Origin of the sequence: Streptomyces sp. NPDC050546, from assembly GCF_044457425.1 — a bacterium.
Classification (GTDB): domain Bacteria; phylum Actinomycetota; class Actinomycetes; order Streptomycetales; family Streptomycetaceae; genus Streptomyces.
The window spans coordinates 438,707-465,262 of record NZ_JBITGX010000006.1 but is presented as its reverse complement, the minus strand read 5'-3'; the positions used below and the strand labels follow the sequence as shown (position 1 = coordinate 465,262).

Here is a 26,556-nt window from a genome sequence, read left to right as displayed (position 1 = left end):
CACCGAGCCAGAAGGCCCTCACTCATTTCAAGATCACACGTCAGTGATCGCTGTCACCAACCTCCGTGGACAGAACAACTAGAGCGGCTAGCCGGTCGAGATGCTCCCAGGCGGCCGGAAGGTCATGGTGCACAGAGGAACACCGATCAAAGTCGGTCAAGAGAGTAGTTGAAGGTGGCTGTGAAGTTACTGTTAAGTAAGTGAGTCTTGGGTGAAGATCGAGTGGTTCTGGGGTGACCTCCCGGCGGGGGGCAGTACGGGGAAGTGACCAGGGGGAGCGCGGCCCGCCGTCCACGGGCAGGTGCCTGAGCGCGGCCGCGTACCTGGAATGCGAGGACCTCTCAGGTCCGCCGAGTTCGCCACAATCACCGTTCGCGCCTTGCTCCTTGTCGTCGATGACGCCGTCGGAGGCCCCGTCGAATTCAGTCACGCAGGGATGAGGAGCGACGCATTGAGTGTCAGATGGGGAGCCGCGCGGGCATGGCGCGGCTTCGTGGCGACGCTGTTGGCCTTGACGGTAGTCCTGGGCGCCGATCTACGTCCTGCCGCGGCCGACGACAGTGAACCACCGCTCGGCAGAGTGGACGTTCTTGAGGCCTGGAAGCATGGCGGTCCGGGTGTGCGGAAGGCTGCGGAGGCAGCCCTGCTGGGGCCGGACGAGGACATCCAGACGTTCATGACCGAGGACTTGCCGGTCATCTGGGAAGAGGACCTGCGCGTGCAGGTCGCCCAGGTCATGGCGATCGGCGGTCCGGCGGTCCGCGAGAAGGCCAATGCCGCGCTGAGCGGTGGCATTGAGGAACTCCAAGTATTCCTGAACGGTTCCTTCGGCCCTGCCCACGACGAGGATCTGCGCGTCCGGGTGGCGCAGGCCATGGCATTCGGCGGCCCGGGAGTGAAGGAGGCGGGCAGCGGAGCGCTGGACGGCACGGCCGATGACTGGACCGCGTTCCTCCAGGACGGGCAGTACAAGGCGCGCAGCGACGACAACCGGGTCCGGGTCGCCCAACTGCTCGCATCGGGCGGTCCGAACGTGAAGAAGCTCGCCGGCCAGGCCCTCGACGGCACGGCCGAGGACGTACAGGAGTTCCTGGATCACGGCTGGGCGATCGCGGCCGCGCGCGATCAGGAGACCCTCTCGGTCAGCCAGCTCGCCGAACTCGCGGAGAAGGCGCAGAAGCAGGCGAAGGAACTGACCGAAACCGCCAAGGAAGAGGCGGCCAAGGCGGAGAAGGCCACGAAGGCGGCCAAGGCGGCGGCGCTGGTCGCGGCCAAGGAGGCTCAGGAGGCCAAGGCGTCGGCCGGCAAGGCGGCGGCAGCCGCGTCCCGGGCCGCCGCCGCTGCCGACCGTGCGGCTCAGTCGGCCCGTACGGCGGTGTCCGCGGCCGCGGCGGCGAACGCAACGGCGCGAGTGGCCGCCACCGCCGCAGCCCAGGCCGCCTATGCCGCCAGCCGGGCGGGCAACGCCGCTTCCGCGGCCAGGTCCGCCGCTGCTGCGACGGCGGCTGACGCCGATCGGGCCCACGAGGCGCGGAAGGCCGCGGACAAGGCGAATGCCGCCGCCTCGGGGGCACGCAAAGCAGCTGACGCGGCGGACCAGGCCGGCATCGCCGCCGACAACGCGGCGAAGGCGGCCTCGGCCGCTGCCAGCGCGGGCGTCAACGCAGCCGCCGCGGCCGCGGCCGCCGCCGACGCCGGTCATTGGGCCGGGGAGGCGGGAGCCAAGAGCAACGAGGCAACCGCTGCAGCGGCCCGCGCCAAGCGGCTCGCTGACCAGGCCACGCGAGCCGCCAACGCCGCCCAGAGCAACGCCAACCAGGCCGCCAAGGCCGCGCGGCAGTCGCGGGACGCGGCCAATGACGCCGCCGCCCATGCGACGGCCGCGGCGACGGCGGCCAACAAGGCCGCCGACAACGCGAGCGAGGCGGTTGACGCGGCCAAGGAGTCCACCGATGCCGCGAACGCGGCCACAGTGGCAGCCGATGGCGCGCTGAAGGCCGCCGAACAAGCCTCAACCGTAGTGGAGTTGGCCCGCAAGGCCGACACCGAGCGACTGGCCCAGCAGCGGGACGAAGAGGTCCTGGCCGCCGAGGAGGCCAGACGGGCCTATGAGGCCCGCAAGGTCGCCGCCGCATACGAGATCGGCCACCGCCAGGAGCTCACCGCCGACACGCAGAAGCTGGTCACCGAGGCGGCCTCGGCGTCCGACCCGGCGGTCACGGTGACCAAGGGGCGGCAAGCCGCGGTCAATCTGCTGAGCAGCAGCGGTACCTGGGTGCGTGACGCGGCCGAGAACGCCCTGTCGGGCACCGACGCGGATGTGGCCGAGTTCGTCCGCTCCAGGCTGGGCGTGGCCATGGAAGAGGACGACCGCGCCGGCGTGGCGCACATCGCCGCGACCACCACGATCCCTGCCCAGCAACAGGCCGCCCTGGACGCCCTGGACCAACCTGCCGACAAGGTGCGGGAGTTCCTGCGCACCCGCGCCTACCCGGGCAAGCATGACGACGACCGGGTCGCCGTCGCCAAGATCGCCGCTCAGGGTGGCCCCGGTGTCAAGGCCGCCGCGAGCAAGGCCCTGGACGGTAACGCGGCGGACCTGGCGCAGTTCCTGGAGGCCGGGCAGCACAGGGCCCGCGAGGACGACGACCGCGTGGCGGTCACCAAGGCCCTCGACACCGGCGGGCCCGAGGTCCAGGCCGCGGCGCAGGCCGTACTGTCGGGTCCGCCGTCCGGGCTGCGCAGCTTCCTGGAGATCGGCTTGCACAAGGCGCGCCAGCGCGACGCCAACGCAGCCGCCCACATCGCCGAGGTCAACGTCCTGCTGAAGGCCGCGTACAAGTCGGCGCACCTCGCCCACAAGGACGCCGCCGAAGCCCAGAAGGTGGCCGCGGAGGCGCGCAAGGACGCCGCCAAGGCCGTGGAGTGGGCCGACAAGGCCAAGAAATCCGCCACGCAGGCTGACAATTACGCCAAGCAGGCCGACAAGTCCGCCGATCAGGCCCAGAAGTCCGCCGACCAGGCCGCTGACTCCGCCAGGACCGCCAGGAACGCGGCGGCGGCTGCGCAGCAGGACGCCAAGTCGGCAGCCCGTTCCGCGGAACGCGCGCAGCACTCCGCCTCTGTCGCCGGGGAATATGCCTACCAGGCCGGGCTCGCCTCCTACCAGGCGTCTCTCGCCGAGGAGGCCGCGGGCAAGGATGCCGTGGCGGCAGCCAAGGCGGAGACAGAAGCCATGAAGACCGCCGCCGACAAGCTCGTGGCGGAATTGAAGGCCCAGATCAAGCAGGAAGCTCAGGAGGCCAGCAAACCACTGTCCGATGACGAGCTCCGCAGAACCTTGGAAAAGCGGTTGGTGACCGTCCGGCACAGTCTCCTGTCCGACGGTGACCTCAAGCCGGGTGAAACGCTCCTGGTCTGCGGCGCCGACCAGGGCGGAGGGTACGGCTGCATCACCAGCACGTATCTCGACCGCCTGATCGCCTGGTTCGTGGGCGCCGAGGAGATCGAGAAGTGCCTCGGCGGCAAGTCGGTCAAGTGCCTGGACGACCTTGCCCTGAACGCACTCAAGTTCAAGGCATTCAAAAAGCTGCCGTGCCAGAAGAGCAGCTTCCTCCCGGGCACTCGGGTGCTGCTGGGCAACGGCCGGACCAAGGCGATCGAGAAGGTCCGGGTCGGTGACAGAGTGCTGGCCACCGCCCCCGAGTCCGGACATACTCGGATCGAGCCGGTCGAGGCGACTATCACCAGTCGCGGTGCCAAGAAGCTCGTGCAGGTCGCCGTCCCGGCACACGGTCCCGGACTGTCGGCAACGGTGACCGCGACGGACAAGCACCGCTTCTGGGCCGGGGGTGCGACCGGAGCCTGGCGTGAGGCCGCGCAGCTCGACACGGGCACGCGGCTGAGGACGCCGACGGGCGCGGAGGTGCCTGTCACCGCGGTGAAGTCCTGGGCGGTGGAGGACCAGCGGGTACACAACCTGACCATCGCCGACATCCCCACGTACTACGTGATGGCTGGCTCCACCCCGGTCCTGGTACACAACGACCGGTGCCCCAACGGGCGCCTGTCGGACAAGCTGCCCAAGGGGATGACCAACGAGATCGCGGCGGCCTATGACCTGCTCAGGCAGGGCAAGCTTCAGTCGCACGGTACCTACAAGGGGCATGAGTACGCATGGTGGGCGGGCGCCGCAAAGTACCGGGTTCCGGGTGCTCCGAACAACGAGCGACTTCTTGTCCTCGAGAAGAACGGAATCAAGATCTACGGCTGGACGTCGACTCACTACAAGAAAATCCAGCGCTTCACCGCCCCACATTTCCCTGACTGGGGATGGAAGAAGAAAAAGTAGGAAATGCGGCGTGCTCGGCCGAAGGGCTTCGGCTCTCCGGTCGAGCAATCCCTCTGACAGATGGCTTTACATGAATATTCTGTATCAACTTGTCGATAAGGAGTCCGGGAAGGTCCTGCTGGCCGCCGAGGACATCCGTGGTTTCTTCGTGGAGCAGGATCTGGAATCGGCGGACAGATTCACCTTCGTCAAGGTGCGCAGCATCGCCCACCTCCGGAGAAAGGTCGAGGGAGTTGAGCTCCAAGTCGTCGGCCGGAAGCAAGAACCGATCGGGAAGTACTACCTCGGGAGGGTAGAGGCGGCTTTCCGGGAGATGCCGGAAGTGGGCCCCGGTGAGCATCCTGACATGGAATTTCTCGGCTATACGTGGGAATACCCCAGGGCTGGAGAGATCTGGAAGAAGTGGGCAGTCGGCGTCGAATTGGGGGAGTGGGCCCGTCAGTCGACGGAATGGCACGAGAGTTGGCTCCACGTCGTGCAGAATGCCTGGTTCACCGCAGGGAAACGAGCAACCCGGTACCAAACGGGGGAGACAGTCTTTTTGGACGGTGTCGCAAGCGCCACGCCGGACGCTTTCTACTGTGCCCTGGGAGAGACGTTCAACGGCCCCGGCGGCTACTTCGGAGCCACATTCGAGGCCCTCGACGAATGCCTTCAAGGGGCACGGAACGACGGGACTCACCCGTCTCGCCTGGTATGGCGGGATTACACGACCTCTCGTGAGGCGCTGGGTGATGACTTCGTCGACAGCATCATGGCCGTGTTTCACAAGCACGGCCTGACAGTGCAACCGCATTAGGAGAATGGTGATGAGAAAACGCGTCGCGATATTCGCGATGTCACACCGCAAGAGATCCGTCGGCACTGCCTTGGCAGCCGTGGCCGCCGGTGCGCTGGCCTGGTTCGGGGCAGCGGGCGGGCAACCATCCGCCGGGACCTCAGGCTCCGTCACGCCAGTGGTGGACGAAGCCCCCGGTTACGCCGTGGAGGACTTCAACCACCCGCAGGCCGACAAGATCCTCCAGGAGCAGGGCGTCATCCTCAAACGGGGAGACGGCCACATCACATTCGCTGACTGCGCGAGCGGCCCGGGGCTCCTGGAAGTCTCGGCGCGTGAGAAGGGCCGGATCTGCTTCAAGGTCGTGGGCAACTCCGGCTGGCTGACGATGGAGATCCCCGCTGTCTACGCGATCAGGGGCAACGACTACACGACCGAGGTCGACATGACCGTCGGGACCGAGAAGAAGTCGTTCGACATCGTGAAGAACACCTGGACCTCGGTCGGTGAGGGAAACGACGAGCAAGGCCGCCGGCACGTGCTCGTGGAGATCAGGACATCCAAGTAGCGCTCAGCCGACCGTCCCTGCCGGATCTGTCTTCAAGGAACCACGTGATACACCACTCCAGACCCGTGCGCCTGGCCGCGCTGGGCGCCTCCCTGCTGATGTGTACCGCCGTCCCGGCTGCCGCCGTGACCGGGCCTCCAGTCCCCGCCTCCGAGACCACCTACGCCTACACGGCACAGATCATTGTCGGTGACCACCACCGAGGTTGTTCCGGAGTCCTGGTCGCCGCCGAGTGGCTGCTGACCGCAGCCAGTTGCTTCGCCGACAACCCCGCCGCCGGCCTCGCTGTGCCCGCGGGCAAACCACAGCGGAAGACCACCGCCACCCTCGGTCGCTCCGATCTCACCAGCACCACCGGCGCTGTACGCGAGATCGTCGAGCTGGTGCCCCGCACCGACCGGGACGTGGTCCTGGCACGACTCGACCGACCGGTCACTAACGTCTCTCCTCTCGCCCTGGCCGACACCGCGCCCGCCGCGGGCGAGGAGCTGAAGCTCGCGGGGTACGGCCGAAGCAAGACCGAGTGGGCGCCCCTCAACCTGCACACCGGCACGTTCTCGGTGAACGCCGCCACCGCCACCACCGCCACGATCACCGGCGGGGACGGCGTTTCCGCGTGCATGGGCGATACCGGCGGGCCCTTGGTCCGTTCGGCGGGCGGCAGGCATCAACTGGTCGCCCTCAGCAGCCGCTCCTACCAGGGCGGTTGCTTCGGCATCGCCGAGACCGAGATCCGCACCGGTGGCATCGCCGCCCGAGTGGACGACCTGGCCGCCTGGATACAGACCAAGACGGCCGAGGCACGCATCACCGACTTCAACTGCGACGGCGTCCGCGACACCGCCATCGCCGACCCCGATGCGGCCGTCGGCGGCGACGCGGGCGCGGGCCTGGTCCGGGTGGTGTACGGCGGGGGCAAGGGCACCGCCGAGCTGACCCAGGACCTCGAAGCGGTCCCCGGCGGCTCGGAGGCGAAGGACCGGTTCGGCACGGCGCTCGCCACGTACGACCACAACCTCGACGGCTGCACCGACCTCGTGGTGGGCGCTCCGGCCGAGGACCTGGGCACAGCCACCGACGCCGGCATGGTCAGCATCCTCTACGGCGCGTCGTCCGGGCTGACCACCGGCAAGGCGGCCGTCAGTCTGGAGCAGGGTTCTGGTTCCGGCGCTCTCGCGGCGATGGCGTCCGAGTCAGGCGACCAGTTCGGCGCCGCCCTCGCAGCCGGCACCGCGATCACCGGCGACCCGTACCTGGCCATCGGCGCCCCCGGCGAGGACGCCGCCGGTGGCATCACCGACGCGGGCGGTGTCGTCTACGTGCGCGGCACCGGCGTCACCAACGTCCTGATCCACCAGGACAAGGCGGGTGTGCCGGGCGCCATGGAGGCGGGCGACAAGTTCGGCTCCACCATCGCGGGTTCGCCGCAGCACCTCGCGGTGGGTGCCCCGGGCGAGGCCATTGGCTCGCTCGCCGCTGCGGGCGGTGTCGCGCTGTTCAGCCACACCCTCAACGCGGCCAAGCTGCCGACCGGCGTGACCGGCATCGACCAGGACCTCGACACCGTCGAGGGCGGCGCGGAAGCCGACGACCGGTTCGGCGCGTCCCTGGCCCTTGTGCAGTACCGGGCCAACGCCGCCGCGAACGGTACCGAGTCGATCCTGGCCGTCGGCTCGCCGGGTGAGGACGGCTCCCAGGCCGCCAACGCGGGCCGCGTCGACACCTTCCGCCTCACGGCCTCCGGGTTCACCCAGATCTCCGGCATCTACCAGGGAACCACCGGTGTCCCGGGCGCCATCGAGGCCAACGACGGCTTTGCCCACTCCCTGTCGGCCGTGAACACCGCCCCGGGCGCGGTCAGCAGCGCGCAGAACACGCTGCTCGCGGTGGGCGTGCCCGGCGAGGACAGCACCGGCGCCACCGACGGCGGCACCGTCTACACCTTCAGCCTGACCAACGGCGCCTTCATCAACACGGTGTACCCGGGCAAGTTCGGCATCCCGGGTGCCCTGGGCAACGCGCAGAAGGTGGGCACCTCCCTCCACGCGACCGGCACCGAGCTCTACCTCGGCCTGCCCAACGGCCCCGTCTCCTACGGGTCCGCGCACGCGGTGCCGTGGGCGAACGTCCTCAGCGGCGCCACCCAGCCGGTCACGACGTTCCAGCCGGGCACCGGTGGCCTGCCCGCGGCCGGTGAGACGTTCGGCTCCGTGATCCGCTGACGCCAGGGACGCACCGACGCACTCGGACCCACCTCGGCCGGTTCCGCGACACGCTCGTGTCGCGGAACCGGCCCGTCACCCGACTTCTTCCTGCCTGAAAGCACACACCCATGCGCCGCTTACTGCTGCCCGCCTTCGCCGCCCTCACCGTGGCGGGCGCCGCCGCCCTGTCCACCACCGCTACCGCCCCGGCCGCCCACGGTGCCCGCACGACACAGTCCGTGCAGGCCGGCGCCGCCAAGACCACCCACAAGTACGGCACCCACGCCCGCCAGAGCCTCGACGCCCACTGGAACGCGAGCAGCTCCGGCCCCAGACCGGCGCTGGTGCTGATCCACGGCGGCTACTGGTACCACCAGACCGACTGGTCCTCCTCGGCGGAACGCTTCGCCGCCGAGGGCTTCCAGGTGTTCGCCATCAAGTACCGGCTCAACTTCGAGGCCGCGTGGCCCGCCCAGCGCGACGACGTCGCCGACGCCGTCGCCTGGATCCGCTCCCACGCCGCCGAGTTCGACGTCGACCCCGACCGGATGCTGCTCCTCGGCTCCTCGGCAGGCGGCCAGCTCGCCACCGACGCGGCCACCCACGGCGCCAACGGTCTGAAGCTCAAGGGCGTGGTCGCCCTCTCGCCCGTCGCCTCTCCCTACCGGGCGTGGAACGACGGCAACACCTCCACCGACGCCAAGAAGCGCAAACTCCGCGACAACTCGACCGTCCTCGCCCGCTGTTATCCCGACTCCGGTGACACCTCCACCGCGCTCCACCCCTCCTGCTGGGACACCTGGCGCAGCATGGTCTCCAAGAACTGGGTCGACCCGGCCGACGCTCCGATGTACCTGATCCACTCAGAGGAAGACTTCGTACCGCCCGTCCACTCCACCGACCTGGAAGCCACGGCCGAGGCCAAGGGAGTGCCCAACGGCCGGATCCAGACCCAGGTCGTCGCCGGCTCCGCGCACGGCGGCTCCCTGCTGAGCGAGCCAGGGGTGTACGACCGCATCGTCACCTGGCTGAAGAGCAAGGCATGAGGACGGAAGCGAGAGCGTTCGCCCTCGTCGCCTGCGCCGTGCTGGCCGTGTCCGGCCTTACGTCGCATCCCGCGCGGGCGGCGGGGCCCGGGACGCCGTACGACTTCGACGCCTCGGGCTCCTCCGACCTGGTCGCCGGTACCCCCGACACCGCCTCGGCGGCGGGCTCGGTGACCGTCCTGCCCGGGTCCGCCACCGGCCCCTCCGCGACCGGCCGACGTACGCTCACCCAGGACACCGGCTCGGTGCCCGGATCAGCCGAGCCCGGCGACCGTTTCGGCGCAACCACAGCCGCCGGCGACCTGGACGGCGACGGCCGCCTGGATCTGGTGGTCGGCTCGCCGGGCGAGAACGACACGAGCGGCAACGCCGACCGCGGCTCGGTCACCCTCCTGACCGGCGCTTCGGGTCTGACCGCAGGCACGTCCTTCACGACGGGGGCCCACCGGGGGCCGTCGTCCTCGGCCCGCCTCGGCACCGACGTGGAGGTGGGGGACGTCGACGGCGACGGCCTCGACGACGCGATCGGCCTGGGTCCCGGCACCACAGGCAGCGGCTCCTGGCTCGTCTGGCGCGACAGCGCCACCGGCGCCGTCCACACCGACGGTGTGAGCTTCGATCCCGCTGTCGCCATCGACGGCGCGGTAGGCGACTTCGACGCCGACGGTTATGACGATCTGGCGGTGACCGTCGTCGACACGTACGGCATCGGCAAGGTCTTCGAGTTCACCGGCGGCCCGGACGGCCTCGCGGGCGGCTTCGGCGCCCTGGTACCTCCGGGCCGCTCCCTCGACGCCGGCGACATCGGCAAGGACGGCTACGACGACCTAGTGGTGGGGCAGCCGCTCGCCGCCGACGCCCGGGGCCGGGCAGGGGGACAGGTCACCATCAAGCGCGGCCACGCGTGGGGCCTCAACCACCCCGGGGACGCTGTCACCGTCCACCAGGACACCGACGGCATCCCCGGCACCGCCGAAGCGGGTGACGCCATGGGCACTTCGGTGGCGCTGCGCGACATCGACGGTGACGGCGTCCTCGATGTCCTGGCAGGCGTGCCCGGCGAGGACATCACCGTGGACGGAACCGCCCGAGCCGATGCCGGCGCCGGCCTGGTCCTGCGGCTGACCGCCGACCTCACGGTGGCATCCGCACAGGCCCTCAATCAGGGTGCCGACGGGCTCCCCGGCGCCGCCGAGGCCGGGGACCGCTTCGGCGCGGACATCGCGGCGGGCGATTTCACCGGGACCTCGTCCACCGGCCTGGCGATCGGCGCCCCGGGCGAGAACTCCGGTGACGGCACCGTCGTGCACGTCGGCGCCGACGGCAGCGGCGTCTTCATCGGTCCCGCCGTCGCGGGCACCCCGGACGACGGCGGCCTGGGCACCGTCCTGGCGCCCTAGACCCGCTGGCGGACCGTCACTTCGCGTAGATCGCCTCGACCTCGTGCGCGTAGTCCTTCGCCACCACGTTCCGCTTCAGCTTCAGTGAGGGGGTCAGGTGGCCCGACTCCTCCGTGAACTGGGAGGACAGAATGCGGAACTTCCGCACCGATTCCGCCTTCGACACCGCGGCGTTGCCGTCGTCGATCGCCGCCTGGATCGCGGCCAGCAGGTCCGGGTCCTCGCACAGCGACGCCGCGGTGGCACCCGCCGGCTTGCCGTGGTCCGCGCACCAGCGGCCCAGGAACTCCTCGTCGATGGTGACCAGCGCGCCCACGAACGGCCGCCCGTCGCCCACCACCATGCACTCCGCGACCAGGGCGTGCGCGCGGATACGGTCCTCGATCACGGCCGGGGCGACGTTCTTGCCGCCCGCCGTGACGATGATCTCCTTCTTGCGGCCGGTGATCTTGAGGTAGCCGTCCTCGTCGAGGGTGCCGATGTCACCGGTGTGGAACCAGCCGTCGGCCAGCGCCTCCCCGGTCGCGCCGGGGTTGTTCCAGTACTCCTTGAACAGGTGCTCGCCGTGCAGCAGCACCTCGCCGTCGTCGGCGATCCGGACCACCGAGCCGGGCAGCGGCTGCCCGACCGTGCCGATCTTCTGCCGGTCCCAGGGGTTGAACGCGGTGGCCGCGCAGGACTCGGTCAGGCCGTAGCCCTCCAGGACCGTGAAGCCGATACCGCGGAAGAAGTGGCCCAGGCGCTCGCCCAGCGGGGCCCCGCCGGAGATGGCGTACTCGCCCCGGCCGCCGAGGACCGCGCGGAGCTTGCTGTAGACGAGCTTGTCGAACGTCTTGTGCTTGATCTTCAGGCCGAAGGACGGGCCCGAGGGTGTGTCCAGCGCCTTGCTGTACGCGATCGCGGTGTCGGCGGCCTTGTCGAAGATCTTGCCCTTGCCGTCGGCCTGCGCCTTGGCGCGCGCCGAGTTGTAGACCTTCTCGAAGACGCGCGGCACCCCGAGGATCAGCGTCGGGCGGAACGAGGCCAGCTCGTCGGTGAGGTTCTTGATGTCCGGGACGCAGCCGAGCTTGATCGGCGCCATCATCGGCGCGATCTGCACCAGCCGCCCGAAGACGTGCGCGAGCGGCAGGAAGAGGAGCACCGAGCACTCGCCCGTGCGGAAGAGCGGACGCAGACGCTCCACGATGTTGCCGCACTCGGCGAAGAAGCTGCGGTGGGTGAGCACACAGCCCTTGGGGCGGCCGGTGGTGCCCGAGGTGTAGACGATGGTCGCCGGGTCGTCGGCCTTGGCGATCGAGCCGCGCTCCTCGACCGTCCGGTCGGTGACGTCCTGCCCGAGCCGGCCCAGTTCGTCGAGACCGCCGCCCTCGATCTGCCACACGTGTTTCAGCGCCGGCAGCCGGTCGCGCACCGACTCGACGGCGGCCGTGTGCGCGTCCGACTCCACGATGCACGCGGTGGCGCCCGAGTCACCGAGGATCCACTGCACCTGCTCCGGCGAACTGGTCTCGTACACCGGCACGGTCACCGCGCCCGCACTCCAGATCGCGAAGTCCAGCAGCGTCCACTCGTAGCGCGTGCGGGACATCAGGCCGACCCGGTCGCCCGGCTGGACACCGGCGGCGATCAGCCCCTTCGCGGCCGTGTGCACCTCGGCGAGGAAGACGGTGGCCGTGACGTCCTGCCAGGTACCGCCGATCTTGCGGGCGATGACGGCGACGTCCGGATGCTGCGCGGCGTTTCTGCGGACGATGTCGGTGAGATTTCCGTCCGCAGGGACCTCGTACAAAGCCGGAAGGCTGAACTCGCGCAAGACTGCTGCTCCTCATAGGGCGCCGGCGCCACGACGTTGTGTGCTGCGACGGTGCGGTCCAAGGCTCGGGCAGGTACTCAGGCATTCACTTGTTGAAATGCAGAGCACGACTGGACGGCCCGGACGTTACCCGCCGGTATGGCTTCTGCGACAGGGGGTCCCATCGAGATGTTCGCTGCGTCACACACTTGGGTATTCCTTCGCGCACAGTAGTCCACGTACTAACTGACTGGCCAGTAACCGCAGGTAGGACCGCCACTGTTCACAAGGACAGCGCTCGGCCTACTCTTGATCGCCATGGCACCCACACCAGCCGGAAACCGCAGGACACGTGTGCACGTAGTGAGCGACGTGCACGGCAACGCCCGTGACCTGGCCAGGGCCGGCGAGGGCGCCGACGCCCTGATCTGCCTGGGCGACCTCGTCCTCTTCCTCGACTACGCCGACCACTCGCGCGGCATCTTCCCCGACCTGTTCGGCGTCGAGAACGCCGACCGTCTCGTGGCGCTGCGCACCGCCCGCCGCTTCGAGGAGGCGCGGGAGCTCGGGGCCCGGCTGTGGGCCGGGGTCGGCGCGGACCGGGCCTCGGTGATCGAGAAGGCGGTGCGCAAGCAGTACGCCGAGATGTTCGCCGCGTTCCCCACTCCTACGTACGCGACCTACGGCAACGTCGACATGCCGCCGCTGTGGCAGGAGTACGCCGGGCCCGGCACGACCGTCCTCGACGGCGAGCGCGTCGAGATCGGCGGCCGGGTCTTCGGCTTCGTGGGCGGCGGCCTGCGCACGCCGATGCGGACGCCGTACGAGATCAGCGACGAGGAGTACGCGGCGAAGATCGAGGCCGTGGGCGAGGTCGACGTGCTCTGCACACACATCCCGCCCGAGGTTCCCGAGCTGGTCTACGATACCGTCGCCCGCCGCTTCGAGCGCGGCAGCCGCGCCCTGCTGGACGCCATCCACCGCACCCGGCCCCGGTACGCCCTGTTCGGGCACGTGCACCAGCCGCTCACGCGACGGATGCGGATCGGGGCCACCGAGTGCGTGAACGTGGGGCACTTCGCGGCGACCGGGACGCCCTGGGCGCTGGACTGGTGAGGACGCCCCAGGTCGGGTGAGATCGGCGGGGCCCGTGCGCGGTAGCCTTCACGCTGCACACACGTGCGCACGACGACGTCTTACCGGCCCGTATCTGGAGGAGCCACGGCGATGGCGGAACACACCAGCTCGAGCATCACCATCGAGGCAGCCCCGGCCGACGTCATGGCGGTCATCTCCGACTTCGCCCGCTATCCGGACTGGACCGGCGAGGTGAAGGAGGCGGAGGTCCTCAAGACCGACGAGCAGGGCCGCGCCGAGCAGGTCCGCCTCGTCATGGACGCGGGTGCGATCAAGGACGACCAGGTGCTCGGGTACACCTGGACCGGCGAGAACGAGGTGTCCTGGACGCTGGTGAAGTCCCAGATGCTGCGGTCTCTTGACGGCTCGTACCTCCTCAAGCCCGCCGGGGCGGGGGGTACGGAGGTCACGTACGTGCTGACCGTGGACGTCAAGATCCCGATGCTGGGGATGATCAAGCGGAAGGCCGAGAAGGTCATCATCGACCGGGCGCTGGCGGGGTTGAAGAAGAGGGTCGAATCCGCCTGATCGCGGTCGTCGGCCGGGTGCCGGTGCGTTGGGGCTGCTCGCGCAGTTCCCCGCGCCCCTCAAAGGGGCGTCTCGGTTACCGTTCATTCTCATGCGCACCATCCTGATCATGGGCCCCGGCGGTAGCGGGCGTACCACGCTCGCGGCCGCCACCGCGGTCACCGCCGCCCGCGAGGGCACCCGCACCCTCGTCCTCAGTGCCGACCGCACCGACACCCTCGGTGCCGCGCTGGGGAGCGGTACGGGACCTGAGCCGGTCGAAGTCGCTCCCGGCCTGACGGCCTGGCGGCCCGACCCCGCCCAGGAATTCCGGAAGGACCTCACCGCCCTTCAGGACCGTGCCTCCTCCGCCCTGGACCTCCTCGGAGCCTCGCGGCTGGACCCCGAGGAGCTCACCCCCCTCCCCGGCGCGGAGGAACTCGCCCTCCTGCGAGCCCTGCGCGACGCCGCGCTGTCGGAGTCGTACGACCTCCTCGTAGTCGACCTCCCCCCGACACCGCAGGCCCTCGCCCTCCTCGCCCTGCCCGAGGAACTGCGCCGCTATCTGCGCCGGCTGCTGCCGCCCGAACGGCAGGCCGCCCGCGCTCTGCGCCCCGTGCTGGGACGGCTGGCCGGCGTGCCCATGCCCGCCGAGTGGCTGTACGAGACGGCAGGGCGCTGGGAACTGGAGCTGGCCGCCGTGGAGGCGGTCGTCGCCGACCGCGACACCGTCGTACGGCTGGTCGCCGAGCCGGGCCCCGCCGGTGCCGACGCCGTCCGTACCGCCGGCCTCGGTCTCGCCCTGCGCGGCCTGCGCACCGACGTCGTGGTCGCCAACCGCGTCCTGCCCGAGGCGTCACCGGACACCTGGCTCGCCGGGCCGGTCGCCCAGCAGCGCAAGACGCTGGAGGAGTGGCGGGAGGCGCACGACGTGCGCGCCGTCGCCCACCTCGGACGCGACCCGCGCGGTGCCGACGACCTCGCCGCCCTCGATGTGCCCGGCGCCGAGCACGCCGCCTCCCCGGTCGAATGGCCCGTGACCGACCGGCTCGGCGACGACGGTGTGCTCGTCTGGCACATCCCCCTGCCCGGGGCCATACGCGAGGAACTGGACCTCGTCCGGCGCGGCGACGAACTGGTCGTCACCGCGGGGCGGTTCCGCCGTGTCGTCCCGCTGCCCTCCGCGCTGCGCCGCTGCACCGTCGACGGCGCCGCCCTGCGCGAGGGCGAGCTGCGCATCCGCTTCGCACCCGACCCGAAACTGTGGCCGCAGGCCCGGTGAGCGCGGTACGCCCGTTCGGGTAACGTCGTAGGGACGAACCGTAGTCAGGAGTCCGTCATGAGCGAAGAGCTCCCCCCGTCCGACGCCGCCCGCGAAGAGGCCGTGGACGAGGTACGGGCGACCGACGCCGACGCCTGGGCGACCGCGTGCGCCGAGGACCTCGAGGCGGAGAAGGCCCGCCGCCGTGCTCAGTACGGCCCGCCCCCGGGCTCCGCTGCCGAGGAACTGAAGAAGCTCGTCGACGCCGTCGCGGACAAGCTGTCCGGCCTCGAGTCCCCGCTGTTCGGCGCGGTCGCCGGGCCCGCCGCCCAGCAGGTCGTCCGGCAGGTCGTCCAGCAGGCCAAGGACGCCGTGGAACCCGTCATCGAGCGCAATCCGGACGTCTTCGACCACCTCGCGGCGGCCGGGAACGAACTGCTCGCCGCCTACCGCTCCGCCGTGCAGGCCCAGGAGCGGCGCTGGACCGGCCGCGACGACGACACCGACCCCCGTGACCTGGACGAACGCCGCGACCGGGGCGACGACGACGGCCCCGGGGAACGCATCGACCTGGACTGAGCCCCCGGCCGAGCCTCCGGCCTCTCGGGTACCGTTGGCCGTAGCGGGGCTCGACCGAAACTGAGGGATTCATGGGACTCACCATCGGCGTCGACATCGGCGGCACGAAGATCGCGGCCGGCGTGGTCGATGAGGAAGGCAACATCCTCTCGACCCACAAGGTGCCGACCCCGGGCACGGCCGAGGGCATCGTGGACGCCATCGCCTCGGCGGTGGAAGGCGCCCGCGTCGGGCACGACATCGTCGGCGTGGGCATCGGCGCCGCCGGCTATGTGAACCGGCAGCGCTCCGAGGTCTACTTCGCGCCCAACATCCACTGGCGCAACGAACCGCTCAAGGAGAAGGTCGAGGCCCGCGTGGGCCTTCCGGTGGTCGTCGAGAACGACGCGAACGCCGCGGCGTGGGGCGAGTACAAGTTCGGCGGGGGCAAGGGCCACCGCAACGTCATCTGCATCACCCTGGGCACCGGCCTCGGCGGCGGCATCATCATCGGCAACAAGCTGCGCCGCGGTCACTTCGGCGTGGCCGCCGAGTTCGGCCACATCCGCATGGTGCCGGACGGCCTGCTGTGCGGCTGCGGCTCGCAGGGCTGCTGGGAGCAGTACGCCTCGGGACGCGCGCTCGTCCGGTACGCCAAGCAGCGTGCCAACGCCACCCCCGAGAACGCCGAGATCCTGCTCGGCCTCGGCAACGGCACGCCCGAGGGCATCGAGGGCAAGCACATCTCCATGGCCGCCCGCCAGGGTGACCGTGTGGCCGTCGACTCCTACCGCGAGCTGGCCCGCTGGGTCGGCGCGGGCCTCGCCGACCTGGCCTCCCTCTTCGACCCCTCCGCGTTCATCGTGGGCGGCGGCCTCTCCGACGAGGGCGAACTGGTCCTCGGTCCGATCCGCAAGTCCTACAAGCGCTGGCTGGTCGGCGGCAACTGGCGCCCGGTGGCGGAGGTAAGGGCCGCGGAACTGGGCAACAAGGCGGGCCTGGTGGGAGCGGCAGACCTGGCCAGGGAACCCGACCCGATCATGTAAACGCCTTCAGGGTTGTGCCCCAAGGGGCGCGGGGAACTGCGCGACAAGCCACGAACAACCGGCACTCGCGCACAACCCTCGCGCCCCGAGCCATCGGGCGTAAATTGACCAACATGGCGCCGCTCCCCAACTCCCGGACCGAACCCGACGGTTCCGCGGTCATCAGGGTCCTCAGCTACAACATCCGCTCGATGCGCGACGACACCGACGCCCTGGCCCGTGTGATCCGCGCTTGCGAACCCGACCTGGTCCTCGTCCAGGAAGCCCCCCGCTTCTTCCGCTGGCGCAAGAAACTCGCCCGCCTGGCCCGCGCGGCCGACCTCGTCATCCTCACCGGCGGCGCCACGGCCGCGGGCCCGGCGATCCTCTGCTCGCTCCGGGCGACGGTCGAGCGCACGGAGGACGTCCTCCTGCCCCTCACCCCCGGCCTGCACCGCCGCGGCTTCGCCACCGCCGTCGTCCGGTTCGCCGGCACCCGGCTCGGCGTCCTGAGCTGTCATCTGTCGCTGCAGAGGGACGAGCGCTACGAGCAGGGCGGCATGCTCCTCGACCGGCTCGCCGGGATGGGCGTGGAGCACGCGATCGCCGGCGGTGACCTGAACGAGCGCCCGGACGGCCGCACCTTCCGCAGGCTGACCGACGGTCTCACCGACTGCCGGGCCGCCGCGCCCTGGGGCGGCGAGCACACCTGGACCCCCGCCGACCCCTACCAGCGCATCGACGCGATCTTCGCGACCAAGGGCATCGAGGTGCTGGGCTGCGGAGTGCCGGCCGGTCACCCCGGGGTGACCGGGACAGACCTGAGGGCGGCCACGGACCATCTACCGGTCCTGGCCGCCCTCAAGGTGCCGGCCGGTTAGACGACCGCCCCGCGCCCCGGATCCTCGTCGTCCTCGTCATCCGTCCGCATCCGTGTCACCAGCGTCGCGAACCCGCCGAGGAACCCGCCGATCCCCGCCGTGGCCAGCCACCACGTCATCTCCCAGCCGAGCACCACGGCCAGCAGAAGCAGCACCGGACCGCCGAGCACGCCCAGCCAGGCGAACTTCGCCGTCACGTCGGCCTCCGGCAGCGGGGGCGGCTCCGGCGGCACGAAGTGGCCTTCGTCGTCCTCGTCGAAGTCCTCCTCGGCGGGCTCGGGCGCGGAGTAGTCACGCGGGCCGACGCCGGGCGCGAAGGAGACGGAGCCGCCCAGCGGGGTGGCCGGGGCGGCCGGCTTGTCCCCGGGCTCCTTGACCTCCGGTCCCTCGGGCTCGGAGGGCTTCGCGGCGTCCTTGACCGTCCCGGCCGTGTCCACCCGGTCGTCGTTGGTCGGAGTCTCCAGCAGCGCCAGGTCCTCGATCGACTTGAACGGCTTGGCGCCCGGCGGGTCCGGCGGCTCATCGCCGTACGCGGCGACGATCGCGGCCCATGCGGCCTCCTCGTCGAACGGGACGCCCTCCTCGTCCGGCTCACGGCCCTCGCGGTCCTCGCGGTCCGAGTCGTGCTCAGCCACCTGCGGTCGTCCCTTCCTTGCCGAGACCGGGCTCCTTGCCGAGGCCGGACGCGAGCCGGCCGATGAACTCGACGCTCTCCTCGAAGATCCGGTCCGCGTCATGGTCCAACGTGGCGACGTGGTAGCTCTGTTCCAGGATGACCTCTTTCACATCCGTCGAGGAGATGCGGCTGAGGACGCGGGCGGAGTCGGCGGGCGGCACCACATGGTCCTGCGGGCTGCGCAGCAGCAGCACCGGCTGCGTGACCTGCGGCAGCTCGCCGTCGACGATCCGGAAGAACTGGCGCAGGGAGTGCGCCGCGTGCAGCGGGACCCGGTCGTAGCCGAGCTCCCGGCTGTCCGGCCTGGCGATGTCGCTGGCGATGCCCTTCGTCGCGGGGACGAGGTGGCGGACCACCGGGAGCGCGTGCGCCGCCAGTCCGTGCACCTTGTTCGCGGGGTTGACGACCACCACGCCGCTGACGGCGTCGCCGTGCTTCGCGGCCAGCCGCAGGGCCAGGGCGCCGCCCATGGACAGACCGGCCACGAACACCCGCTCACGGCGCTCGCACAGGAGGCGCAGCTCGCGGTCCACCTCCGCGTACCAGTCCTGCCAGCCGGTGATCCGCAGGTCCTCCCAGCGGGTGCCGTGCCCGGGCAGCAGCGGCAGGGAGACGGTCAGACCGCGCTCGGCGAGGTGCTCCGCCCAGGGGCGCAGCGACTGCGGTGATCCGGTGAAACCGTGGCAGAGGAGGACGGCGACCTCCCCGCCCTCGTGGCGAAACGGCTCGGCTCCGGAAAGGACCGGCACCTTCGGCCTCCTGGTCGTGAGAAGGGACTGACACGATCACGGAATGTCACGGAACGTCATGGAGGGGGTCGCACGTCGTTCGCGGGACCTTCACCGTACGCGACCGCACTGACACCGACCAGGGCCGTCGGCGCCTTTGACAGCACTCCGGGTTAAGGTCTGACCGACACATACAGGAGGCACTCGGTTGTTGTACGGCGCGATGAAGGTCGCTGTTGGGGGACCGCTGAAGGTCGCCTTCAGGCCCTGGGTGGAAGGCCTGGAGAACGTTCCCGCGCAGGGCGCCGCGATCCTGGCGAGCAACCACCTGTCCTTCTCGGACTCGTTCTTCCTGCCCGCGGTACTGGACCGCAAGGTCACGTTCATCGCGAAGGCGGAGTACTTCACCACGCCCGGTGTGAAGGGCCGGCTGACGGCCGCCTTCTTCAAGGGCGTGGGGCAGCTCCCCGTGGACCGCTCCGGTGCGCGCGGCGCGGGTGAGGCCGCCATCAGGAGCGGCATAGAGGTGCTGGAGCGCGGCGAGCTGTTCGGCATCTACCCGGAGGGCACGCGCTCGCCCGACGGGCGGCTCTACCGCGGCAAGCCGGGCGGCCTCGCGCGCGTGGCCCTCGCGACCGGCGCGCCCGTCCTGCCCGTCGCGATGATCGACACGGAGAAGATCCAGCCGCCCGGCAAGGTCATGCCGAAGCTGATGCGCCCGGGCATCAGGATCGGCAAGCCCCTGGACTTCAGCCGCTACCAGGGCATGGAGCACGACCGCTTCGTGCTGCGCGCGGTGACCGACGAGGTCATGTACGAGATCATGAAGCTCTCCGGCCAGGAGTACGTCGACATGTACGCCACGGCCATGAAGCGCCAGATCGCGGACGCGGCGAAGGCGGACAAGGAAGCCGAGAAGGCGGCGAAGGCGGCGCTCGCGCGGGCGGAGAAGGAACAGGCCGCGAAGGAGAAGGCCGAGCGGGAACAGGCCGAGAAGAAGCAGGCCGAGACGGAGCAGCGGCGCACCGAGCCCTAGTCGGGCTCGAAGCCGGGGGGCGGGGAGATGGCCAAGCGCGAGCGAGTCATGAGGATGTCGGTCGAGCAGCCGCTGTGGCGCGCGCTGTCCGGCTACCGGGTGCTCACGATGCTGTACGCGGTGGGCCTGTTCGCCACCGCCTACGACGAGTTCGCCCGCCCCTGGGTCGCCGTCGCCTACTACGCCGTACTGGGCGTGTGGACCCTGGCCACCCTGCCCCGGGTCGCGAACGCCGCCGGCTGCACCAAGCGTTTCCTCACCGCCGACCTCACCATCGCGATCGCCGGCATCCTGCTCACGCCCGTCGCCGACGCGCACGAGCGGGTCCAGGCCGGCGGCCCGACCCTGCCGTCGATCTGGACCGCGGGATCCGTCCTCGCCTTCGCCGTCAAGGGCGGCTGGCGCTGGGCGGCCCTCGCCTCCGGCCTCGTGGCCGTGGCCAACCTGGTCGAACGCGGCACCCCGGCCCGCGACACCGTCCACAACGTCATCCTCGTCTGCATCGCCTCCATCGCCATCGGCTACGTCGTCGAGGTGGCCCGCGCCTCCGAGCGCACCCTCGCCCGCGCCCTGGAGATCGAGGCCGCCACCCGGGAGCGGGAGCGGCTCGCCCGGGACATCCACGACAGCGTGCTCCAGGTGCTGGCGATGGTGCAGCGACGTGGTGCGGTGATCGGCGGCGAGGCGGCCGAGCTGGGCCGGATGGCGGGCGAGCAGGAGGTCGCCCTGCGCACCCTGGTCTCCGGCGGGCTCGTGCCCGTCTCCCGGGTCTCGGAGGACGCCGCGGAGGGAGCGCTCGTCCGGTCCGTCGACGAGGAACCGGAGGACAGCGGCCCCGTCGACCTGCGCGCCCTGCTCGCGCCGTACGCCGGGGCCGAGGTCAGCCTCGCCGAGCCCGGCGCGCCCGTGCCGCTGACCCCGGTCGCCGCCCGCGAGGTGGCCGCGGCCGTCGGGGCCGCCCTGGACAATGTCCGCAGGCACGCCGGGGAGCAGGCGCGTGCGTGGATCCTGGTCGAGGACGAGCCGGACGAGGTGATCGTCACCGTCCGGGACGACGGCCCCGGCATCCCGGAGGGGCGGCTAGCCCAGGCCGAGGGCGAGGGGCGGCTCGGTGTCGCCCTGTCGATCCGCGGCCGGCTGCGCGACCTCGGCGGCAGCGCGGAGCTGATCTCGGTGCCGGGCCAGGGCACGGAGGTCGAGCTGAAGGTACCGAAGGACGTGACGGAAGCGCGGGGGAAGGCGGAGCGACGATGACGGAGACCACGGAGGACCTGCGGGACCCGGCAGAGGACCCGATCAGGGTCATGGTGGTCGACGACCACCCCATGTGGCGCGACGCCGTCGCACGCGACCTGGCCGAGTCGGGCTTCGAGGTGGTCGCCACCGCGGGCGACGGCGACCAGGCCGTGCGCCGCGCCAAGGCCGCCGCGCCCGACGTCCTCGTGCTGGACCTGAACCTGCCCGCCAAGCCCGGCGTCCAGGTCTGCAAGGAGGTCGTCGCCGCCAACCCCGCGCTGCGCGTCCTCGTGCTGTCCGCGAGCGGTGAGCACGCCGACGTCCTGGAGGCCGTGAAGTCCGGTGCGACCGGCTACCTGCTGAAGTCGGCCTCCACCGGGGAACTCCAGGACGCGGTGCGCCGCACGGCCGTCGGCGACCCGGTCTTCACCCCCGGCCTCGCCGGGCTGGTCCTCGGCGAGTACCGCCGCCTGGCCTCCGAACCCGCCCCCGCCCAGGACACCGACGAACCGAAGGCGCCCCGGCTCACCGACCGCGAGACCGAGGTGCTGCGCCTGGTCGCCAAGGGCCTGAGCTACAAGCAGATCGCCGAACGCCTGGTCATCTCCCACCGCACGGTGCAGAACCACGTCCAGAACACGCTCGGCAAGCTCCAGTTGCACAACCGGGTCGAGCTGGTCAGGTACGCGATAGAGCGCGGCCTCGACGACGAGTGAGGCGCACGTCACACTGACCCTTCGTCAGGCACCTGCGGCGAAGGGACTGTTCCATGCGCGTCGGAGTACTGACCGGAGGCGGCGACTGCCCCGGCCTCAACGCCGTCATCCGGGCCATCGTCCGCAAGGGCGTGCAGGAGTACGGCTATGACTTCACCGGCTTCCGGGACGGCTGGCGAGGGCCCCTGGAAGGCGACACCGTCCGACTCGACATCCCCGCCGTGCGCGGCATCCTGCCCCGCGGCGGCACCATCCTCGGCTCCTCGCGGACCAACCCGCTGAAGGTGGAGAACGGCATCCGCCGTATCAAGGAGAACCTCGCCGAGCTGGAGGTCGAGGCGCTCATCGCCATCGGCGGCGAGGACACCCTGGGCGTGGCCGCCCGGCTGTCCGACGACCACGGCGTGCCCTGCGTCGGCGTCCCGAAGACCATCGACAACGACCTGTCCGCCACCGACTACACCTTCGGCTTCGACACCGCGGTCGGCATCGCGACCGAGGCGATCGACCGGCTGCACACCACCGCCGAGTCCCATATGCGGGTCCTGGTAGTCGAGGTGATGGGCCGGCACGCCGGCTGGATCGCCCTCCACTCCGGCCTGGCGGGCGGCGCGAACGTCATCCTCATCCCCGAGCAGCGCTTCGACGTCGAGCAGGTCTGCGCCTGGGTGACGTCCCGCTTCAAGGCGTCGTACGCGCCGATCGTGGTCATCGCCGAAGGGGCGATGCCGAAGGACGGCGACATGGTCCTCAAGGACCAGTCGCTGGACTCCTTCGGGCACGTCCGGCTCTCCGGCGTCGGCGAGTGGCTCGCCAAGCAGATCGAGAAGCGCACCGGCAATGAGGCCCGGACCACGGTCCTGGGCCATGTCCAGCGCGGCGGCACCCCCAGCGCCTTCGACCGCTGGCTCGCCACCCGCTTCGGTCTGCACGCCATCGACTGCGTCCGCGACGGCGACTTCGGCACGATGGTCGCCCTGCGCGGCACGGACATCGTCCGGGTCCCGATCGCCGACGCGACGGCCCGCCTGAAGACGGTGGACCCCACGCTGTACGAGGAGGTCGGCGTCTTCTTCGGCTGACCGGGACACGGACGTCCGGGGGCGCCCGGCCCCCGGACGGCTACACCGTCGTGTTGCGCAACTGCCCCACCAACTCCCGCACGACCCCGGCACCGTTCAGGGTCAGGATCGACTCCGGATGGAACTGCACCCCGGCGAACCCGGGCCCGCGCATGGCGTGCACCTCGCCGTTCGCGGCCCGGCTCACCTCGACGCCGTGCGCGGCCAGCTCCTGGCGGGCCTCCTCGTCGCAGCGCGCCACGAAGCTGTTGTAGAACCCGACGGTCTCGCGCCGCCCGAACAGCTCGATCTCCGTCTGCGCGCCCTGGTACGGCACGTCCTTCCGTAGGATCTCGAGCCCCAGCTCCGCCGCGATCAGCTCGTGCCCCAGGCAGACGCCGAGCACGCCGTGCCTCTCGGCCCGGACGACCTCGGCCGTCAGGGCACGCAGGAACCGCATCTTCGGATCGGCCAGGTCGGAGGGATCGCCCGGGCCGGGCCCCAGCACCACCGGCCCCGTGTGCCCGAGCACCGCCTCCCGCAGCCCCGGCTCGTCGTACCGCCGCACGGTCACCTCCAGACCGCACGAGCGCAGCACATGCGCGAGCATCGCCGTGAAGGTGTCCTCCCCGTCGACGACCAGGGCGTGTCCGGCGAGCCCCTCGGAGCGCTCCTGCATCCGCAGCCAGAACGGCGCCAGCGACGCCCGGCGCCCGTCGAGCGCTGCACGCACGCGTGGATCCTCGGCGAGCTGCGGCCGCACGGACTCCGCACGCGGCCTGCCCGGCCGTACGCCCAGGGCCGCCAGCACGCCCGCCGCCTTCGCGTGGGTCTCCGCGACCTCGCCGGCGGGGTCCGAACCGCGCACGAGCGTGGCGCCGACCGGCACCCGCAGCCCGCCGTCCGCACCGATGTCGGCGGTACGGATGAGGATGGGGGAGTCGAGGGTCTGCGCCCCGCCGGAATCCCGCCCGAGGAGGGCCAGCGCCCCGGCGTAGTAGCCACGCCCCCCGACCTCGTGCCGCTCGATCACACGGCAGGCGTTCTGCACCGGCGAGCCGGTGACGGTCGCCGCGAACATGGTCTCCTTCAGCACCTCCCGCACATCCAGCGAGGACTTCCCGCGCAGCTCGTACTCGGTGTGCGCGAGGTGCGCCATCTCCTTCAGCCGCGGCCCGACCACGACGCCGCCCATGTCGCCGACGGTGCACATCATCTTGAGCTCCTCGTCGACGACCATCGACAGCTCCTCGATCTCCTTGCCGTCGGCGAGGAAGCCGAGCAGATGCTCGGGGGTCGGCCCCTCGGCGGGGTAGCGGTAGGTGCCGCTGATCGGGTTCATGACGACCGTGCCGCCGGACATCCGGACGTGCACCTCCGGGCTCGCCCCGACCAGCGTCCGGTCCCCGGTGTGCACGACGAACGTCCAGTACGCGCCCCGCTCGCCCTCCAGGAGCCGCCGGAACAGCGCCAGCGCGTCGGCCCGGCCGAACCCGGGGATCTCACCCTCGTACGTCCGCCGGATCACGAAGTTCGCGCCCTCGCCCCGCCCGATCTCCTCCCGCAGCACACGCCCGACGATCTCCGCGTACTCCTCGTCGCCGACGTCGAAGCCACCGCCCTCGACCCGCACGTCATGCCCCGGAAGCTGCTCCAGGGCGTCGGCCAGCGGGATCTCGTACGACTCCTCGGGCGTCAGCACCGCAAGGGGCGTGCCGTCGTCGCGGACGTCGAAGCCGCGCTCGCGGATCTGCCGGAAGGGGACGAGCGCGAGGCCCTCGCCGGGGAGGTCGGCGAGACGGTCGTACGCGGCGACCGGGCCGATCAGGACCTCGACCTGATCATGGTCCTGGCCCGGGGTGCGGCGGCGCAGCAGGGCGAACGGGCGGGAGTCGTCCAGCAAGCCGTGCAGGTTCATGGGTCCGTGCTCCATCTCGGTGAGAGAGGAACGGACCCCGGAAACACCGAAGGCCGCCCCTCGGGCGGCCTTCGCGAAGTCTGTCGTACGCGCAGTCAGCGGGCCGCCGGATGAGCGGTCCACCACCAGGTCTGGATCGAGTGCGCGAACATGCGACGCACCTTATCCCATGTCCGAGGGGTGTACCCGGTGTCTCAATTGCTGGGCATGGGTCAGGACGCCCGACACGACCCCGTAATGTTGAGGTCGTGACCGTGAACGCTAAGACCAGCACCAGTGCTGGCAACACCTGGCGAGACCTGCCCGCGGCGCAGCAGCCCGAGTACCCCGACACCGAGGCTCTGCGCGCAGTCGTTGCGGACCTCGAGTCGTATCCGCCGCTCGTCTTCGCGGGCGAGTGCGACCAGCTGCGTGCCCGGATGGCGGCCGTTGCCAAGGGAGAGGCGTTCCTCCTCCAGGGCGGCGACTGCGCCGAGGCCTTCGACGCGGTGTCCGCGGACCACATCCGCAACAAGCTGAAGACGCTGCTCCAGATGGGCGCCGTGCTCACGTACGCCGCGTCCGTGCCCGTGGTGAAGGTCGGCCGGATCGCCGGCCAGTACTCCAAGCCGCGCTCCAAGGGCACCGAGACCCGCGACGGCGTGACCCTGCCGACCTACCGCGGCGACTCGGTCAACGGCTTCGACTTCAACGAGGCCGCCCGTATCCCGGACCCCGAGCGCCTGAAGCGGATGTACCACGCGTCGGCCTCCACGCTGAACCTGGTGCGCGCCTTCACCACCGGCGGCTACGCCGATCTGCGCCAGGTGCACGCCTGGAACCAGGACTTCGTGAAGTCGTCCCCGTCGGGACAGCGCTACGAGCAGCTCGCCCGCGAGATCGATCAGGCGCTGAACTTCATGCACGCCTGCGGGGCCGACCCGGAGGAGTTCAAGACGGTCGAGTTCTACGCCTCGCACGAGGCGCTGCTGCTCGACTACGAGTCCGCCCTGACCCGCGTCGACTCGCGCACCGGGCAGCTGTACGACGTCTCCGGGCACATGGTGTGGATCGGTGAGCGCACCCGGCAGCTGGACCACGCGCATGTCGAGTTCGCCTCGAAGATCCGCAACCCGATCGGCATCAAGCTGGGCCCGACGACCACGGCCGAGGACGCGCTGCAGTACATCGAGCGCCTCGACCCGGAGCGTGAGCCGGGCCGGCTGACCTTCATCGTCCGCATGGGCGCCGACAAGGTCCGCGACAAGCTCCCCGAGCTGGTCGAGAAGGTCACGGCCTCGGGCGCCACCGTGGCCTGGGTGACCGACCCGATGCACGGCAACACCTTCGAGGCGGCCTCCGGGCACAAGACCCGCCGCTTCGACGACGTGCTCGACGAGGTCAAGGGCTTCTTCGAGGTCCACAAGGCGCTCGGCACCCACCCGGGCGGCATCCACGTGGAGCTCACCGGCGACGACGTCACCGAGTGCGTGGGCGGCGGCGACGAGATCTTCGTCGACGATCTGCACCAGCGCTACGAGACGGCCTGCGACCCGCGGCTCAACCGCAGCCAGTCGCTCGACCTGGCGTTCCTCGTGGCCGAGATGTACAGGGACCAGTAACGGGCTCGCCTGTTACCCGGGCATGGACTGGGGCGCGGATCACAGGATCCGCGCCCCTCTCCACTTTTGTGGCTCC

Annotated in this window: 22 protein-coding genes; 17 read left to right on the top strand and 5 right to left on the bottom strand. The window is 70.8% G+C overall.

Annotated features, from left to right (window positions below):
* Positions 1-379 precede the first annotated feature (379 nt).
* The 6 genes from ACIBK5_RS18145 to ACIBK5_RS18120 all read left to right on the top strand — a co-directional run bounded on the left by ACIBK5_RS18145 (position 380) and on the right by ACIBK5_RS18120 (position 10,347).
* Positions 380-4,351 carry a polymorphic toxin-type HINT domain-containing protein gene (locus ACIBK5_RS18145; RefSeq protein WP_399020761.1) on the top strand — a complete coding sequence of 1,324 codons (3,972 nt, stop codon included), beginning with the start codon at positions 380-382 and terminating at the stop codon, positions 4,349-4,351.
* A 70-nt stretch (positions 4,352-4,421) separates the two neighbouring features.
* Positions 4,422-5,150, top strand: a complete 729-nt coding sequence (locus tag ACIBK5_RS18140) for a barstar family protein (protein WP_399020759.1) — start codon at positions 4,422-4,424, stop codon at positions 5,148-5,150.
* Positions 5,151-5,307: 157 nt separating this feature from the next.
* Positions 5,308-5,697: a hypothetical protein gene (locus ACIBK5_RS18135; protein WP_399020757.1), complete on the top strand. Its 390-nt coding sequence runs from the start codon at positions 5,308-5,310 to the stop codon at positions 5,695-5,697.
* Positions 5,698-5,795: 98 nt separating this feature from the next.
* On the top strand, positions 5,796-7,919 hold the full coding sequence (locus tag ACIBK5_RS18130; RefSeq protein WP_399020826.1) for a trypsin-like serine protease: 2,124 nt from the start codon (positions 5,796-5,798) through the stop codon (positions 7,917-7,919).
* A 110-nt stretch (positions 7,920-8,029) separates the two neighbouring features.
* Positions 8,030-8,947: an alpha/beta hydrolase gene (locus ACIBK5_RS18125; protein ID WP_399020755.1), complete on the top strand. Its 918-nt coding sequence runs from the start codon at positions 8,030-8,032 to the stop codon at positions 8,945-8,947.
* A complete protein-coding gene (locus ACIBK5_RS18120; protein WP_399020753.1) occupies positions 8,944-10,347 on the top strand; it encodes an FG-GAP repeat protein in 1,404 nt (467 codons plus the stop codon). The genes ACIBK5_RS18125 and ACIBK5_RS18120 overlap by 4 nt, the downstream gene beginning before the upstream one ends.
* 16 nt (positions 10,348-10,363) lie before the next feature.
* Here the strand turns inward: ACIBK5_RS18120 and ACIBK5_RS18115 are convergent, their stop codons facing one another.
* Entirely contained in the window at positions 10,364-12,160 is a 1,797-nt protein-coding gene (locus ACIBK5_RS18115) for an AMP-dependent synthetase/ligase (RefSeq protein ID WP_399020751.1), read from the bottom strand.
* A 297-nt stretch (positions 12,161-12,457) separates the two neighbouring features.
* Here ACIBK5_RS18115 and ACIBK5_RS18110 point away from each other — a divergent pair, with 297 nt between their 5' ends.
* The 6 genes from ACIBK5_RS18110 (at position 12,458) to ACIBK5_RS18085 (ending at position 17,508) form a co-directional block, all read left to right on the top strand.
* Positions 12,458-13,255 carry a metallophosphoesterase gene (locus ACIBK5_RS18110; protein ID WP_399020748.1) on the top strand — a complete coding sequence of 266 codons (798 nt, stop codon included), beginning with the start codon at positions 12,458-12,460 and terminating at the stop codon, positions 13,253-13,255.
* 111 nt (positions 13,256-13,366) lie between these two features.
* Positions 13,367-13,804, top strand: a complete 438-nt coding sequence (locus tag ACIBK5_RS18105; protein ID WP_261680591.1) for an SRPBCC family protein — start codon at positions 13,367-13,369, stop codon at positions 13,802-13,804.
* Positions 13,805-13,895: 91 nt separating this feature from the next.
* Positions 13,896-15,065, top strand: coding sequence for an ArsA family ATPase (locus tag ACIBK5_RS18100; RefSeq protein WP_399020745.1), 1,170 nt, complete (start codon positions 13,896-13,898; stop codon positions 15,063-15,065).
* A gap of 57 nt (positions 15,066-15,122) precedes the next feature.
* On the top strand, positions 15,123-15,623 hold the full coding sequence (locus ACIBK5_RS18095) for a DUF5304 domain-containing protein (protein WP_399020743.1): 501 nt from the start codon (positions 15,123-15,125) through the stop codon (positions 15,621-15,623).
* Positions 15,624-15,694: 71 nt separating this feature from the next.
* Positions 15,695-16,648 (top strand): ROK family glucokinase, encoded by a 954-nt coding sequence (locus ACIBK5_RS18090; RefSeq protein ID WP_215121994.1) that lies wholly within the window; start codon positions 15,695-15,697, stop codon positions 16,646-16,648.
* Positions 16,649-16,761: 113 nt separating this feature from the next.
* Positions 16,762-17,508 carry an endonuclease/exonuclease/phosphatase family protein gene (locus ACIBK5_RS18085; protein ID WP_399020741.1) on the top strand — a complete coding sequence of 249 codons (747 nt, stop codon included), beginning with the start codon at positions 16,762-16,764 and terminating at the stop codon, positions 17,506-17,508.
* On the opposite strand, the gene ACIBK5_RS18080 is transcribed toward ACIBK5_RS18085, so the two are convergent.
* Both ACIBK5_RS18080 and ACIBK5_RS18075 read right to left on the bottom strand, forming a co-directional pair.
* Entirely contained in the window at positions 17,505-18,143 is a 639-nt protein-coding gene (locus ACIBK5_RS18080; RefSeq protein WP_399020739.1) for a hypothetical protein, read from the bottom strand. The two genes, ACIBK5_RS18085 and ACIBK5_RS18080, sit on opposite strands and share 4 nt — an antisense overlap.
* A complete protein-coding gene (locus ACIBK5_RS18075) occupies positions 18,136-18,933 on the bottom strand; it encodes an alpha/beta hydrolase (RefSeq protein WP_399020737.1) in 798 nt (265 codons plus the stop codon). The genes ACIBK5_RS18080 and ACIBK5_RS18075 overlap by 8 nt, the downstream gene beginning before the upstream one ends.
* Positions 18,934-19,135: 202 nt before the next feature.
* Here ACIBK5_RS18075 and ACIBK5_RS18070 point away from each other — a divergent pair, with 202 nt between their 5' ends.
* From ACIBK5_RS18070 to ACIBK5_RS18055, 4 genes are read left to right on the top strand one after another with little or no spacing between them, the layout of a single operon-like run.
* Positions 19,136-19,948, top strand: a complete 813-nt coding sequence (locus tag ACIBK5_RS18070; protein ID WP_399020735.1) for a lysophospholipid acyltransferase family protein — start codon at positions 19,136-19,138, stop codon at positions 19,946-19,948.
* Between the two features lie 27 nt (positions 19,949-19,975).
* The gene (macS, locus tag ACIBK5_RS18065; RefSeq protein WP_399020733.1) at positions 19,976-21,202 is read left to right on the top strand and encodes a MacS family sensor histidine kinase; all 1,227 of its coding nucleotides are present in this window, start codon (positions 19,976-19,978) and stop codon (positions 21,200-21,202) included.
* Positions 21,199-21,900, top strand: a complete 702-nt coding sequence (locus ACIBK5_RS18060) for a response regulator (RefSeq protein WP_399020731.1) — start codon at positions 21,199-21,201, stop codon at positions 21,898-21,900. Before macS ends, ACIBK5_RS18060 begins: the two co-directional genes overlap by 4 nt.
* A 53-nt stretch (positions 21,901-21,953) precedes the next feature.
* Positions 21,954-22,982 (top strand): 6-phosphofructokinase, encoded by a 1,029-nt coding sequence (locus tag ACIBK5_RS18055; RefSeq protein ID WP_399020729.1) that lies wholly within the window; start codon positions 21,954-21,956, stop codon positions 22,980-22,982.
* 40 nt (positions 22,983-23,022) lie between these two features.
* Here ACIBK5_RS18055 and ACIBK5_RS18050 read toward each other — a convergent pair whose 3' ends face one another.
* Positions 23,023-24,879 (bottom strand): anthranilate synthase family protein, encoded by a 1,857-nt coding sequence (locus tag ACIBK5_RS18050; RefSeq protein ID WP_399020727.1) that lies wholly within the window; start codon positions 24,877-24,879, stop codon positions 23,023-23,025.
* Positions 24,880-24,974: 95 nt separating this feature from the next.
* The gene (locus tag ACIBK5_RS18045; RefSeq protein WP_078602827.1) at positions 24,975-25,031 is read right to left on the bottom strand and encodes a trp operon leader peptide; all 57 of its coding nucleotides are present in this window, start codon (positions 25,029-25,031) and stop codon (positions 24,975-24,977) included.
* A gap of 96 nt (positions 25,032-25,127) precedes the next feature.
* On the opposite strand from ACIBK5_RS18045, the gene ACIBK5_RS18040 reads away from it, so the two are divergent.
* Entirely contained in the window at positions 25,128-26,480 is a 1,353-nt protein-coding gene (locus tag ACIBK5_RS18040) for a class II 3-deoxy-7-phosphoheptulonate synthase (protein ID WP_399020726.1), read from the top strand.
* The last annotated feature ends 76 nt before the right edge of the window (positions 26,481-26,556 follow it).

What these genes read in the sequence shown, in the direction of transcription:
- ACIBK5_RS18090 (WP_215121994.1), top strand. Translation starts at nt 15,695, where the DNA reads ATGGGACTCACCATCGGCGTCGACATCGGCGGCACGAAGATCGCGGCC.
- ACIBK5_RS18050 (WP_399020727.1), bottom strand. Translation starts at nt 24,879, where the DNA reads ATGAACCTGCACGGCTTGCTGGACGACTCCCGCCCGTTCGCCCTGCTG.
- ACIBK5_RS18125 (WP_399020755.1), top strand. Translation starts at nt 8,030, where the DNA reads ATGCGCCGCTTACTGCTGCCCGCCTTCGCCGCCCTCACCGTGGCGGGC.
- ACIBK5_RS18095 (WP_399020743.1), top strand. Translation starts at nt 15,123, where the DNA reads ATGAGCGAAGAGCTCCCCCCGTCCGACGCCGCCCGCGAAGAGGCCGTG.
- ACIBK5_RS18060 (WP_399020731.1), top strand. Translation starts at nt 21,199, where the DNA reads ATGACGGAGACCACGGAGGACCTGCGGGACCCGGCAGAGGACCCGATC.
- ACIBK5_RS18140 (WP_399020759.1), top strand. Translation starts at nt 4,422, where the DNA reads ATGAATATTCTGTATCAACTTGTCGATAAGGAGTCCGGGAAGGTCCTG.
- ACIBK5_RS18055 (WP_399020729.1), top strand. Translation starts at nt 21,954, where the DNA reads ATGCGCGTCGGAGTACTGACCGGAGGCGGCGACTGCCCCGGCCTCAAC.
- ACIBK5_RS18070 (WP_399020735.1), top strand. Translation starts at nt 19,136, where the DNA reads ATGAAGGTCGCTGTTGGGGGACCGCTGAAGGTCGCCTTCAGGCCCTGG.
- ACIBK5_RS18120 (WP_399020753.1), top strand. Translation starts at nt 8,944, where the DNA reads ATGAGGACGGAAGCGAGAGCGTTCGCCCTCGTCGCCTGCGCCGTGCTG.
- macS (WP_399020733.1), top strand. Translation starts at nt 19,976, where the DNA reads ATGGCCAAGCGCGAGCGAGTCATGAGGATGTCGGTCGAGCAGCCGCTG.
- ACIBK5_RS18100 (WP_399020745.1), top strand. Translation starts at nt 13,896, where the DNA reads ATGCGCACCATCCTGATCATGGGCCCCGGCGGTAGCGGGCGTACCACG.
- ACIBK5_RS18085 (WP_399020741.1), top strand. Translation starts at nt 16,762, where the DNA reads ATGGCGCCGCTCCCCAACTCCCGGACCGAACCCGACGGTTCCGCGGTC.
- ACIBK5_RS18110 (WP_399020748.1), top strand. Translation starts at nt 12,458, where the DNA reads ATGGCACCCACACCAGCCGGAAACCGCAGGACACGTGTGCACGTAGTG.
- ACIBK5_RS18130 (WP_399020826.1), top strand. Translation starts at nt 5,796, where the DNA reads ATGTGTACCGCCGTCCCGGCTGCCGCCGTGACCGGGCCTCCAGTCCCC.
- ACIBK5_RS18105 (WP_261680591.1), top strand. Translation starts at nt 13,367, where the DNA reads ATGGCGGAACACACCAGCTCGAGCATCACCATCGAGGCAGCCCCGGCC.